We start from the raw sequence: 12,868 nt of genomic DNA on the forward strand, positions 1-12,868 counted from the left end.
ACGGCAATCCATGCCAGAGATAAGGCAATAATTGTACTCAAGCTTTCAGGAAACGCACGTAAATCTCATTTGGCCATCACCCGGAATTCTCGCCCTCAGTCTTGCTTGGCGAACGCAGTTTCAGCCTCCCAGCCGCCACCCAATGCCGCAATCAACTGCACGCTGGCAATCAACCGGCCTTGCAGCAAGGTCAATACATTGCGCTCATTGGAGAGCGCAGTGGTCTGCACATTGACCACATCCAGGTAAGCGATCAGGCCCGCCTTGTATTGGTTGTTGGTCAGGCGCAGGGATTCACGGGCCGCGTCCAGCGCCTCCTGGCGAATACCCGCCTCCTGCTCGTAAACCTTCAGTTGCACCAGGTAATCCTCGACCTCACGAAACCCATCCAGCACCGTCTGGCGGTATTGGGCCACGGTCTGATCGTAGGCGGCCTCGGTACGGTCGACTTCGGCCGAGCGCTGGCCGCCATCGAACAAGGTCATTGCCAACTGCGGGCCGACCGACCAGAAGCGGTTCGGCAGGCTGATCAGGTTCTGGAAGGTGCTACTGCTGTAACCACCGCTCAGGCTCAAGGTCAGGTCTGGGAAATAGGCGGTCTTGGCCACGCCGATATCAGCGTTGGCCGCCATCATCGAACGCTCGGCCGCGGCGATATCCGGTCGACGCTCGAGCAACTGCGAAGGCAGCGCCAGCGGAATCTGCGGCAAGGCCGGGATGTCTTCACGCGCCACCAGGCTGAAATCGGCCGGCGCCTTGCCCAACAGGACGGCGATGGCGTTTTCCAGCTGCGCCCGTTGCCAGACCAAGTCGATCAAGTCAGCCTGGGTGCTCTTGAGCTGGGTTTGTGCCTGGGCCACTGCATCTTTGCCGGCCACACCCGCTTTGTACTGGTTCTGGGTCATCGTCAAGGAACGCTGGTACGCCTGCACGGTGGCTTCGAGCAGGCGCGTCTGTTCGTCCATCACCCGCAGCTGCAGGTAGTTCTGCACCAGCTCCGACTGCAGGCTCAGGCGCACGGCGGCCAAATCCGCAAGGCTGGCCTGGGCGCTGGCCTTGTCGGCCTCAAGGCCCCGACGCAGCTTGCCCCAGATATCGGCCTCCCAACTGACCCCCAACTGGGTGCTGTAGGTATTTTGGATGCCACTGCTGGAGCTGCTCAGGCTCGAACTGCTACTGCCGGTCCCCTGGCTTGAACGGGTTTTGCCCGCACTCAGATCCACGGTAGGCCAGAACGCCCCGCGAGCGCTGCGCACCAGCGCCTGGGCCTGGCGGTATTGGGCTTCTGACTGTGCGACCGTCTGGTTGGCGCTGTTGAGCTGTTCGATAAGGCCATTGAGCTGGGCATCGCCATACAGCTCCCACCAGGCACCGCGGGCCAGTGAGTCGGCCGGCTGGGCCTGGCGCCAGCCTTCGGCCTGCTTGAACTGCGCGGGCGTGGTGACTTCAGGGCGCTGGTAATCCGGGCCGATGGCGCAGGCGCTGAGCATCAGCACGCTCAGGCTCAGACTCAACAGGCGCGAGCCACGGGCGCAGAACAAGCGCTGCAGGGGCTGGCTGGCTACAGAAGGCAGGCGTTCGGTCATAGCGGGGTTTCCAGAGAAGCATCGGTGCGCACGCCACGCCAAAGATTGAAACGATGGCGCAGGCGGTCGAGGTAGAGGTACACGACGGGGGTGGTGTAAAGGGTCAGGACTTGGCTGAAGACCAGGCCGCCGATAATGGTCAAGCCCAATGGCCTGCGCATTTCGGCGCCCTCGGCGCTGCTGAGCAGCAGCGGCAAGGCGCCCAGGATGGCCGCCAGGGTGGTCATCAGGATCGGTCGCAGACGCAACAGGCAGGCTTGGCGGATCGACTCTAACGGCGAAAGGCCGTCGTGACGTTCCAGTTGCAGCGCCAGGTCGATCATCAGGATGGCGTTTTTCTTGACCACCCCAATCAGCAGGAACAATCCCAGCAACGAAATCAGGCTGAATTCGCTGCCCAGCACATAGAGGGTCAGCAAGGCCCCCACTCCGGCGGACGGCAAGGTCGAAAGGATGGTCAAAGGATGGATATAGCTTTCATACAGGATGCCCAGCACCAGATAGACCACCAGCAAGGCACCGAGGATCATGAACGGCTGGCTTTTCTGGGTGGCGGCGAACGCATCGCTGGTGCCGGCGACCTTGGCGATCACTTCTTCGGGCAAACCCACCTGGGCAATGGCACGCTCCACCGCGACCATGGCCTTGTCCAGGCTGACGCCCTCGGCCAGGTCGAAGTTGATGCTTTCGGACGCGAACTGGCCTTCATGGCTGACGCGGTCATTGGCCAAGCTGTTTTCGTAGCGGGCAAAGGTCGATAACGGCACCCTGGCGCCATCCGCGGTAATCACCTGCACCTGTTCCAGGGTCTGCGGGTCCTGGGCGTATTTGGGGTTGATTTCCATCACCACCTGATACTGGTTCAGGCTGTCGTAGATGGTCGAAATCTGCCGCTGGCTGTAGGCGTTGTTGAGCACGGTTGTCACCATGCTCATGTCGATACCCAGGCGCTTGGCCTGATCGCGATCCACCACCAGGGTGACTTGCTGGGTGCCGCCACCCTCACGGGCATCGATGGCCGCCAACTCCGGCAATGCTTTAAGCGCCGCGACCACTTTCGGGTACCAGAGCCTCAGGGAGGCCAGGTCACCGCTTTGCAGGATGTACTGGAACTGCGAAGTGCTTTGCTCGCGGCCACCGCCAAACTGCAAGTCCTGGTCGGCCATGAGGAACAACCGCCCCCCCGGCACCTTGGGCATCGAGTCACGCAGGCGTTCGATCACCTTCTGCGCCGACATCTTGCGTTCCTTGATGGGTTTGAGCCGCACCAGGATGAACGCGTTATTGGTACCGCTGCTACCCCCAATGAAGCCGGCAACGCTTTCCACCGCAGGGTCTTTGAGGATGGCCTTGCGGTAGATTTCCATTTTTGGCTGCATCACCGTGAATGACAGCCCGTCGTCACCGCGGGCAAAGCCTATCAACTGGCCGGTGTCCTGCTGGGGCATGAAGGTCTTGGGCACGACGACATAGAGGGCGACGTTGACCACGACGGTGACCAGCAGGGTGAACAGGGTCAAGCGCCGGTGTTCCAACACCCAACCCAGGCTGTGATCGTAGGCGCGCATCATGCGTTCGTTGAGAGTACGGCTCCATTGCTGCAAGCGGTTCTCGGTGCCCGGCACATGAGGCTTGAGCCAGCGTGCGCAGAGCATCGGGGTCAGGGTCAACGACACCACCAGCGAGACGATGATCGCCGCCGCCATGGTGATGGAAAATTCGCGAAACAGGCTTTCGACGATGCCGCCCATGAACAGGATGGAGACAAACACCGCCACCAACGACACGTTCATCGACAACAGCGTGAACCCCACCTCCTTGGCGCCCAGATACGCCGCGCGCATGGGCTCGATGCCTTTGTCGATGTGCCGGGAAATGTTCTCCAGCACCACGATGGCATCGTCCACCACAAGCCCCGTGGCCAGGATCAGCGCCATCAGCGACAGGTTGTTCAAGGAGAACCCGCACAAGTACATCACCGCAAAGGTGCCGACCAGCGACACCGGTACGGCCAGGCTCGGTATCAACGACGCTCGGAAATTGCCCAGGAACAGGAACACCACCAGGATCACCAGCGCCACGGCGATCAGCAGCGTCTGCTCGGCTTCGTGCAAGGTGGCCTTGATCACCGGCGAGCGGTCCATGGCGAGGTCCAGCTTGACGCTGGCCGGCAGCACCGCTTCAAGGGCCGGCAATTGCGCCTTGATCTGGGCCACGGTCTCGATGATGTTGGCGCCCGTCTGGCGGTTGATCACCAGCAGCACCGCGTCCTGGTCATTGAAGAACCCGGCGTTGTAGCGGTCTTCCACTGCATCGCTGACCTTGGCCACGTGGCTCAGTCGCAACACCGAGCCGTCGGTGTAGCGAATCACCAGCGGTTCGTAGTCCTTGGCCTTTTCCAACTGGTCATTGGCCTGCACCTGCCAACTGCGCTCGGCGTCTTCGACAAAGCCCTTGGGCCTGCGCACATTGGAATCGGCAATGGTCTGGCGAACTTCATCCAGCGAAACACCGTACTGGTTGAGCAGTTGCGGCTCCAGCTCGATGCGCACCGCGGGTAACGAACTGCCACCGATCTGCACCTCGCCCACGCCCGGCACTTGGGACAGGCTCTGGGACAAAATGGTCGAGGCCAAATCGTACAATTGACCTTTTTTCAAGACATCGGACGTCAGCGACAGCACCATGATCGGTGCCTGGGACGGGTTGATTTTCTTGTAGGTGGGCATGCTGCGCATCCCACTGGGCAGCAGGTTGCGCGAGGCATTGATGGCGGCCTGTACCTCGCGGGCGGCACCGTTGATGTCCCGGCCCAGGTCGAACTGCAGGTTGACCCGCGTCGAACCCTGGCTGGAACGGCTGCTCATGGTCGTGACCCCGGCGATATTGCCGAATGCGCGCTCCAGCGGTGTGGCGACGCTGGAGGCCATGACTTCGGGGCTTGCACCGGGCAAGCTGGCCGAAACCACGATGACTGGGAAGTCCATCTGCGGCAACGGCGCCACCGGCAACAGATTGAAACTCACCCCGCCCAATAGCAGGATCGCCAGGCTCAGCAGCATGGTCGCCACCGGGCGACGGATAAACGGGCCGGAGAGATTCATGCCGATGCCTGTTCGTTGCTCTGTGACTGACGCCCCCAGCGCCGCCCGAGTCGGTCAAAGTACAGATAGATGACCGGGGTGGTGAACAGCGTCAGCACCTGGCTGACCAGCAGGCCGCCGACCATGACCAGGCCCAGGGGTTGGCGCAGTTCAGCACCGGAACCGGTGGCGAGCATCAACGGCACGGCACCGAACAAGGCCGCCAGGGTGGTCATCAGAATGGGCCGGAAGCGCAGCAAAGCCGCCTCATAGATGGCCGTCTGCGGGTCCAGCCCACGCGTGCGTTCGGCCTCCAGGGCAAAGTCGATCATCATGATCGCGTTTTTCTTGACGATACCGATCAGCAGGATAATCCCGATAATCGCGATCATTCCCAGGTCGTTGCCACTGATCAGCAGGGCCAACAAGGCGCCCACCGCCGCCGATGGCAGGGTCGAAAGGATCGTCACCGGGTGGATATAGCTCTCGTAGAGCACCCCCAGCACGATGTACATGGTCACCACCGCCGCCAATATCAGCAGCAACGTGCTCGACAGCGACGCCTGGAAGGCTTCGGCGGCGCCCTGGAAGCGGGTCTGTACACCCACGGGCATGCCAATGTCCTGCTGCACCTGCTCGATGGCCTCAACGGCTTGCCCCAGTGCCACGCCGGGCGCCAGGTTGAACGACATCATCACGGCCGGGAACTGGCCGATATGGGCAATCGCCAACTGCGCCTGCTTTTGCTCGATCCGCGCCAGGCTCGACAGCCGCACCTGGCCGCCATCGGTGGTCTTGACATGAATCTGCTCCAGCGCCTGGGCGCCAAGCGTGGTCGATGCGGCCGCCTGTAGCACCACGCGGTACTGGCTGGCCTGGGTGTAGATGGTGGAAATCTGTCGTTGGCCAAAGGCGTCGTACAGGGCATTGGTGATATCGGACACCTGCACGCCCAGACGGCTGGCGGCGTCCCGATCAATGGCCAGGTACACCTGCAGGCCCTTGTCTTGCAGGTCGCTGGCCACATCAGTGAGTTCCGGGCGTTGCGCCAGGGCATCGGCCAGCTTGCCGCTCCACAGGGCGAGCAGGTCGGCATCCGGTGACGACAGGCTGAACTGATACTGGGTGCGACTGACCCGGTCTTCAATGGTCAGGTCCTGCACCGGCTGCATGAACAGGCGCACCCCTACCAGCTTGTCGACCTCCGGCTGCAGTCGGGCAATGATCTGCGTAGCGGTCAGGTCGCGTTCGGCATGAGGCTTGAGGTTGATCAGGAAGCGGCCGCTGTTGAGCGTGGCGTTGTCGCCATCCACGCCGATGTAGGATGACAGGCTGACCACGGCCGGGTCTTGCAGGATAACCTTGGCCAATGCCTGTTGACGCTCGCTCATGGCCGCGAACGACACCGATTGCGGTGCTTCTGAAATGCCCTGGATAACGCCGGTGTCCTGCACCGGAAAGAAGCCCTTGGGCACGACCATGTACAAAATCACCGTCAGCCCAAGCGTCGCAACGGCCACCAGCAGGGTCAGCGGCTGGTGCTTGAGAACCCACTGCAACTTGCGCCCGTAGGCTTGGATCATCCAGTCGATCCAGGCGCCGCTGGCACGGTAGAAACGACTCTGCTCGGCTTCTTTGGGCTCACGCTTGAGCAAGCGTGCGCACATCATCGGCGTCAGGGTCAGCGACACCACCAGGGAAATCAGGATGGCCACGGCCAGGGTAATGGCGAATTCGCGGAACAACCGGCCGACCACATCGGCCATGAACAACAGCGGGATGAGCACCGCAATCAACGAGAAGGTCAGCGAGATAAGGGTGAAACCTATCTGCCGGGCACCCTTGAGTGCGGCTTGCAGCGGTGTTTCGCCCTCCTCGATATGCCTGGAAATGTTCTCCAGCATGACAATGGCGTCATCGACCACAAAACCTGTAGCGATGGTCAAGGCCATCAAGGTCAGGTTGTTGACCGAAAACCCGGCCAGGTACATGACCCCGAAGGTGCCGACCAATGACAGCGGCACGGCAATCGACGGAATGATCGTGGCGCTGAACCTGCGCAGGAACAGAAAGGTCACCATCACCACCAGGGCAATGGCGATCAACAGCTCATGCTGCACATCCTTGACCGAGGCACGAATGGTCTGGGTGCGGTCGGTCAGTACCGTGACATCCAGCCCGGCAGGCAGGTTATCGGTGATCGAGGGCAGTAGCGCCTTGATGCGGTCGACCACCTCGATGACGTTGGCCCCCGGCTGGCGCTGAATATTGAGCAGTACAGCCTGGTTCTGGTTGGCCCACGCCGCCAGGCGTTCGTTTTCGGCGCCATCGACGATTTGCGCGACGTCCTTCAGGCGCAGTGGCGCACCGTTTTTATAGGCCAGGATCAGGTTGGCGTATTCCTCGGGGGAACGCAGCTGATCGTTGGCATCGAGCATCGAGACCCGGGTCGGGCCGTCGAAATTGCCCTTGGGCTGGTTAACGTTGGAGGCACCGATCAAGGTGCGTACATCGGAAAGGTTCAGGCCATTGGCCGCCAATGCGTCGGGGTTGACCTTGATCCGCACGGCCTGGCGTTGGCCACCGGCAATGCTGACCATGCCCACGCCGCTGATCTGGGCGATTTTCTGGGCCATGCGGGTGTCGACCAGATCGTTGAGCTTGGGCAACGGCATGGTCTTGGAGCTGATGGCGACGGTGAGCACCGGCGTATCCGCCGGGTTGACCTTGTTGTACACCGGCGGTGCCGGCAGGTCGCTGGGCAACAAGTTGCTCGCGGCATTGATGGCGGCCTGCACTTGCTGCTCGGCCACATCCATATTGATGTCCAGGCTGAAGCGCAGGGTCAGCACCGAAGCACCACCGGAGCTGGTGGAGGCCATTTGCGTCAGGCCGGGCATTTGCCCGAACTGGCGCTCAAGGGGTGCGGTGACGGCGCTGGTCATCACTTCCGGGCTCGCGCCAGGATAAAGCGTCATGACCCGAATGGTCGGGTAATCGACCTGGGGCAAGGCCGAGACGGGCAACAGCCGATAGCCAATCAGGCCGGCCAGGACAATGGCCAGCATACTGAGCGTGGTCGCCACCGGGCGCAGGATGAACAGCCGCGAGAGATTCATGCGCCCGCCTTGTCCTGTTTCGTCACTGCCGCTGAGTCGCCCTGCCCTTGCAAATGCTGGCCAGGGGTTGAGGGCACTTCGGAGCTATCGTTGACGATCTCGACATCACTGCCATCGCGCAGGCGGTCGGTGCCTTCCAGCACCAGGCGATCACCTGCAGCCAGGCCCTGAGTGATGACGGTGTGAACGCCATCGCTGGCACCCACGGTCAGCTTGCGAATCTTGACCTTCTTCTCGCCGTCCATCACATAGGCGAAGGTGCCATCGTTACCGAACTGGATCGCCGCCGTTGGGGCCAGCACCACGCCCTTGAGGGTGTCGGCCAGCAGTTTGACGTTGACGAACTGGTTGGGGAACAGTGCTTCGTCCTTGTTCTCAAAGCGCGCCTTGAATTTCAGCGTACCGGTGGTGGTGTCAATCTGGTTGTCGATGCTGCGCAGCACGCCGCTGGCCTGCTGCTTCAGATCACCGCGATCCCAAGCCTCCACTGGCAGAGCGGCACCGCTGCGATAACGCGCCAGCACCGGGCTCAGGCTGGCTTCGGGCAAGGTAAAACTGACCGTAATCGGCTGGACCTGCGTGATGACAACCAGTGCGGTCGCATCGTTGGCGGCGACCAGGTTGCCGACATCCAGCTGACGCAAGCCCACACGCCCGGAGATCGGCGCGCGAATACGGGTGAACTCAAGGTTAAGCTTGGCATCGCCTACCGCGGCCTGGTTGGTCTTGATCGTGCCTTGGAACTGACTGACCAGGGCGGCCTGGGTATCCAGGGTCTGTTTGGCAATGCTGTCTTCGGCATACAGGCCGCGATAGCGCTCAAGGTCCAACTGGGCGTTTTTCAGCTGCGCCTGGTTTTGCAGCAGCGTGCCTTCAGCCTGTTGCAGGGCTATCTGATAGCTGCGTGGGTCAATCTCGACCAGCAAGTCCCCCGCCTTGACCATCTGACCTTCCTGGAAGGCTACCTTGACCAGCTCCCCTGCTACCCGGCTACGCACGTTGACCGTATTGGTGGCGGTAACGGTTCCCAACGCCTTGTAATACACCGGAAAGTCCCCCTGGGTGGCTGCTGCCACGCGCACAGGGACTGCGCCGGCAAAGCCGCCGAAACCAGGACGACCACCGGCGCCTGGGCCTCTGCCCGAACCACCGGCCCGATGGGAGGGTGCCGCGGACGATGCAGCAGAGGTAGATGACTGGGTGGCCTTGGAAGCCGGCCAAAACCACCAGCACACGGCAGCCACAATCAACAGGATCAGCAGGCCAAACAGCCAGCGAGGGAATTTTCGGGTACCGGACGATTGCATGGAAGGGTCAACCATTGTGCGCGAGAGGCTTTTTCTGGGGGAGGCTGAACGATAAGCAGTTGGGCGGGATTAGCAAAGCGCCTTTACCGGCAATTTACGTATTGCTGACGCAGGCTAAGCATCTGAACTACAAATAAAAACGGCCTGGACAATGCCAGGCCGCCACAACTTGTATCACTTCAAGGGCTCTGTAGCCCTTTCGCGAAGCCTTACTTCAGAACGGCGATCGCTTCATCGTAGTTCGGCTCTTGGCCGATTTCCGACACCAGCTCGCTGTGCAGCACAGTGTTGTTCTCGTCCAGTACCACCACCGCACGGGCAGTCAGACCTTTCAGTGGGCCGTCAGCAATGGCAACACCGTAGTTTTCGATGAACTCACTGCCACGCAGGGTGGACAGGTTTTGAACGTTGTCCAGGCCTTCGGCACCGCAGAAGCGCGCCTGGGCGAACGGCAGGTCAGCCGAGATGCACAGCACGACGGTGTTGTTCAACTCATTGGCCTTGACATTGAACGTACGAACCGAAGTCGCGCAGGTCGGGGTGTCTACGCTTGGGAAAATGTTCAGCACTTTGCGCTTGCCGGCAAAATTCTCCAGCGACACGTCGGCCAGGCCTGCGCCCACCAGCGAAAACGCAGGCGCCTTGGCGCCGGGCTGTGGCAATTGACCATTGACCTGAACCGGAGTGCCTTTAAGAGTCACTTGAGCCATGAACGAAATCCTTGTGAAGGTTTTTGTAAGGGATCGGAAGTTAAACACAAATTATTCCGCCCCACCTATGGGAGCGGAATAATTTGTTGAACACGAGGCAATGTGGGCTTTGCGCGGCGCTGTCGATCAGCGGCCGGTGGCACGCAGCAGCTCACGCGCAGGCATCCTGGGGTGTTCCAGGCGCACGCGCAATTCAGCGATCAAGTCGGAAATATCGCGACTGCTGGCCAGGCGATCGGTGGAAATACCCTCGGCTCGCAACTGGACGCGGCCAGTCACAGGGTCCGAAATCTGGACGGTGAGCGTCTCATTCGGGCCGACCTCACAAGTGCAGTGTCGCGGCAGAAATGCGCATTCGATGATATTGCGAAGTTCGAGCGAACAAAGACCCAGGCACATCATGGTTCACTTCCTCAGGCAGAGAGACAGTAAAGGGGATGTCGTCTCTCTGTATATACCTGCCCAAACGGGCTCGCCAATACCCGTTGGGATGATTGATTCAATCAAAAGAAATATCGTGATTACTGCAAGCCATCATGCAAAGAATTAAACGATTCAGCCAAGACAGTTCCGTCGAACGCCCATCCCGACAGACCAAACCGCCCGTCGTTTTCTGTAGGAGCAGAGCTAGCTCGCGATGAGATCGACGCGGTCTACCTGTAAAACAGCGGCGCATTCATCGCGAGCAAGCTCTGCTCCTACCCGCGAGAGGTAATTCCAGATCGCCGCTGTTTCGGTCAGGCAGACAGGGAGTAGATCAACGCAGAAAGGGCGATCAACCCGATGACGACCACGAACAGGTTCGACATAGGCCCCGCGTACTGCTTCATCGCTGGCACCTTGCGGATGGCGTACATCGGCATCAGGAACAGCAACACCGCAATGATCGGGCCGCCGAGCGCCTCAATCATGGTGAGAATGTTCGGGTTCAAGGTTGCCACCGCCCAGCACACCACCAGCATAAAGCCTGCGGTCCAGCGGTCCAGGACTTTGGCCGATGGGCGTTTGCCGCTCTTGAGCACCAGGCCCTTGAGGCCTTCGCTGGCGCCGATGTAATGACCCAAGAACGATTTGGCAATGGCCACGAAGGCAATCAAGGGTGCGGCAAAAGCGATGGTCGGATTGCTGAAATGGTTAGCCAGGTACGAGAGGATCGACAGGTTCTGAGCCTTGGCTTCAGCCAGTTGCGCAGGCGAGAGGGTCAACACGCAACTGAACACAAAAAACAGCACCATGACCACCATCAGGCCGTGGGCCCGGCCCAGGATCTGGCTGCTGCGCTGCTCGGCATGCTCACCGTAGCGGCGCTTCTGATCCACCGCAAACGCCGAGATGATGGGCGAATGGTTGAAGGAGAACACCATGACCGGAATCGCCAACCACAAGGTATGCAGCAGCGCCGAGGACGATGGCACAGTGCTGGCGGTGGCCAGAATGCCGCCGGTCCAGTGTGGCACCAGGTACACCGCCAGAAACAGCAAGGCCACGATGAAGGGATAGACCATCATGCTCATGGCCTTGACGATGACCGTTTCCCCGCAACGAACCACAGCCAACAGGCCCAGGATCAGCACAAAGGCCAGCAGCGCACGCGGCGGGGGCTGGATGTGCAGTTGATGCTCCATGAAGCTGCCGACCGTGTTGGTCAGGGCAACGCTATAAATAAGCAGGATGGGGAAGATCGCAAAGAAATACAGCAAGGTGATCAGCGCGCCGGCCTTGATGCCGAAATGCTCCTCTACAACCTCGGTGATATCAGCACCTTCACGCCCAGACAACACAAAGCGGGTCAGGCCACGATGTGCGTAATAGGTCATGGGGAACGCCAGCAGCGCCAGGATCATCAGCGGCCAGAAACCGCCCAAACCCGCATTGATGGGAAGAAACAACGTACCGGCACCGATGGCGGTACCAAACAGGCCCAGCATCCAGGTGGTGTCATGACGACTCCAGGCACTCAGCTGCGCAGGTGTGGCTTCAAAGCGTTGTTCAACGCTTTGGGCTTGCTCATTCATCCGGTCGAATCTCCGCTTGCCGGTCATTGCCACCAGGGCCGGGAGCGGTCACAAACCGTAACAATCAAGCCCCCACCCTGAAGAGGGGCGCGATTGTCCGGGATTATGTAACAAAATTAAAGGCTTGGCTGAGGAGCGGTCGCGTCGGAACGTGCGCTGATCGCACACATGGGCGCACCGAGCGCTTTTTTTCAGCGCGCAGCTGCCATCAGCCTATTGACTTCACTGCGGACCATGTTGGCGTATTCAGGCGGCGACATGGCATCCAGCTCGGTACGCACCCACTCAGCCCATTTGCCCTTGCGCTTGGCCTTCTCGCCGATCAATCGCGCCGCATCGCCCTTGGCCTTGCCCAGGTTGGTTTGCCATAGCTCGAACAGACGGGACTTCTCGTCTTCGATCGTCGCCCGCTCTGCGAGGCTCTTGTTGGCCAGATTGAAGCTCATCGGTAACACCTGTTACTGGTAATTGGGCGATATCTTACACTGTCGTCGGCCATTTCCATGCCCCAAGGCAACGCAACTTTCTTCCCCCCGCGCTTTCCACTGAACAGTACCTTTCATAACCCACGGGAGTTTCAGCATGGCCAGGAAATCGGTTGCAGCAATGGAAGATCAAATGAAAGACCAGGCCTTCAGCGAATTGCAGGCGCTGATCGAGGAGTCGGAAAAACTGCTCAAGGACAGCGCCTCGCTGGTCGGAGATGAAGCCGAGACCCTGCGCGAACAGATGGCCCTGAAACTCAAGCAAGTCCGCGAATCGGCTTCAAACCTGGGCGCCCGCGCTCAACCTGTAGTCACCGCCACCCAGGACTACATAGGTGGGCACCCTTGGCAAACCGTCGCCATTTCGGCAGGTTTCGGGCTGGTGGTTGGCCTGCTGCTGGGCCGTCGAAACTAAGCGTTACCCTCCTTGCGAGCGGCTTTTGCCGCTTGCACCGCTCTAAATCAAGCCTACCTATGCGCCTACACACTTATTGAGGGTGTGAGCGCGCACCCGTAACAAGCTATTTGCATACAAAAGTAACATTTAACGCACCATTATGGTG

At 60.3% G+C, this 12,868-nt stretch carries 9 protein-coding genes; 1 reads left to right on the plus strand and 8 read right to left on the minus strand.

Annotated features, from left to right (window positions below; genetic code table 11):
• Positions 1-95 precede the first annotated feature (95 nt).
• The 8 genes from AC3IX4_RS19370 to AC3IX4_RS19405 form a co-directional block, all read right to left on the minus strand.
• A complete protein-coding gene (locus AC3IX4_RS19370; protein WP_489257015.1) occupies positions 96-1,586 on the minus strand; it encodes an efflux transporter outer membrane subunit in 1,491 nt (496 codons plus the stop codon).
• Positions 1,583-4,690 carry an efflux RND transporter permease subunit gene (locus tag AC3IX4_RS19375; protein WP_489257016.1) on the minus strand — a complete coding sequence of 1,036 codons (3,108 nt, stop codon included), beginning with the start codon at positions 4,688-4,690 and terminating at the stop codon, positions 1,583-1,585. The genes AC3IX4_RS19370 and AC3IX4_RS19375 overlap by 4 nt, the downstream gene beginning before the upstream one ends.
• On the minus strand, positions 4,687-7,788 hold the full coding sequence (locus tag AC3IX4_RS19380) for an MdtB/MuxB family multidrug efflux RND transporter permease subunit (RefSeq protein WP_489257017.1): 3,102 nt from the start codon (positions 7,786-7,788) through the stop codon (positions 4,687-4,689). Before AC3IX4_RS19380 ends, AC3IX4_RS19375 begins: the two co-directional genes overlap by 4 nt.
• The gene (locus AC3IX4_RS19385) at positions 7,785-9,110 is read right to left on the minus strand and encodes an MdtA/MuxA family multidrug efflux RND transporter periplasmic adaptor subunit (RefSeq protein ID WP_489257018.1); all 1,326 of its coding nucleotides are present in this window, start codon (positions 9,108-9,110) and stop codon (positions 7,785-7,787) included. The genes AC3IX4_RS19380 and AC3IX4_RS19385 overlap by 4 nt, the downstream gene beginning before the upstream one ends.
• A gap of 194 nt (positions 9,111-9,304) precedes the next feature.
• A complete protein-coding gene (tpx, locus tag AC3IX4_RS19390) occupies positions 9,305-9,805 on the minus strand; it encodes a thiol peroxidase (RefSeq protein WP_489257019.1) in 501 nt (166 codons plus the stop codon).
• Positions 9,806-9,931: 126 nt separating this feature from the next.
• On the minus strand, positions 9,932-10,207 hold the full coding sequence (locus AC3IX4_RS19395; RefSeq protein WP_489257020.1) for a DUF1652 domain-containing protein: 276 nt from the start codon (positions 10,205-10,207) through the stop codon (positions 9,932-9,934).
• A gap of 335 nt (positions 10,208-10,542) precedes the next feature.
• Positions 10,543-11,820: a serine/threonine transporter gene (locus AC3IX4_RS19400; protein ID WP_489257021.1), complete on the minus strand. Its 1,278-nt coding sequence runs from the start codon at positions 11,818-11,820 to the stop codon at positions 10,543-10,545.
• Between the two features lie 191 nt (positions 11,821-12,011).
• Positions 12,012-12,266, minus strand: a complete 255-nt coding sequence (locus AC3IX4_RS19405; protein WP_489257022.1) for a hypothetical protein — start codon at positions 12,264-12,266, stop codon at positions 12,012-12,014.
• Between the two features lie 136 nt (positions 12,267-12,402).
• On the opposite strand from AC3IX4_RS19405, the gene AC3IX4_RS19410 reads away from it, so the two are divergent.
• Positions 12,403-12,720: an ElaB/YgaM/YqjD family protein gene (locus AC3IX4_RS19410; protein ID WP_489257023.1), complete on the plus strand. Its 318-nt coding sequence runs from the start codon at positions 12,403-12,405 to the stop codon at positions 12,718-12,720.
• The last annotated feature ends 148 nt before the right edge of the window (positions 12,721-12,868 follow it).

The organism is Pseudomonas sp. KH_021 (assembly GCF_057838865.1).

Bases quoted from the DNA above. Each gene is read 5' to 3' on its own strand.
- AC3IX4_RS19370 (WP_489257015.1), bottom strand. From the start codon at position 1,586: ATGACCGAACGCCTGCCTTCTGTAGCCAGCCAGCCCCTGCAGCGCTTG.
- AC3IX4_RS19375 (WP_489257016.1), bottom strand. From the start codon at position 4,690: ATGAATCTCTCCGGCCCGTTTATCCGTCGCCCGGTGGCGACCATGCTG.
- AC3IX4_RS19380 (WP_489257017.1), bottom strand. From the start codon at position 7,788: ATGAATCTCTCGCGGCTGTTCATCCTGCGCCCGGTGGCGACCACGCTC.
- AC3IX4_RS19385 (WP_489257018.1), bottom strand. From the start codon at position 9,110: ATGGTTGACCCTTCCATGCAATCGTCCGGTACCCGAAAATTCCCTCGC.
- tpx (WP_489257019.1), bottom strand. From the start codon at position 9,805: ATGGCTCAAGTGACTCTTAAAGGCACTCCGGTTCAGGTCAATGGTCAA.
- AC3IX4_RS19395 (WP_489257020.1), bottom strand. From the start codon at position 10,207: ATGATGTGCCTGGGTCTTTGTTCGCTCGAACTTCGCAATATCATCGAA.
- AC3IX4_RS19400 (WP_489257021.1), bottom strand. From the start codon at position 11,820: ATGAATGAGCAAGCCCAAAGCGTTGAACAACGCTTTGAAGCCACACCT.
- AC3IX4_RS19405 (WP_489257022.1), bottom strand. From the start codon at position 12,266: ATGAGCTTCAATCTGGCCAACAAGAGCCTCGCAGAGCGGGCGACGATC.
- AC3IX4_RS19410 (WP_489257023.1), top strand. From the start codon at position 12,403: ATGGCCAGGAAATCGGTTGCAGCAATGGAAGATCAAATGAAAGACCAG.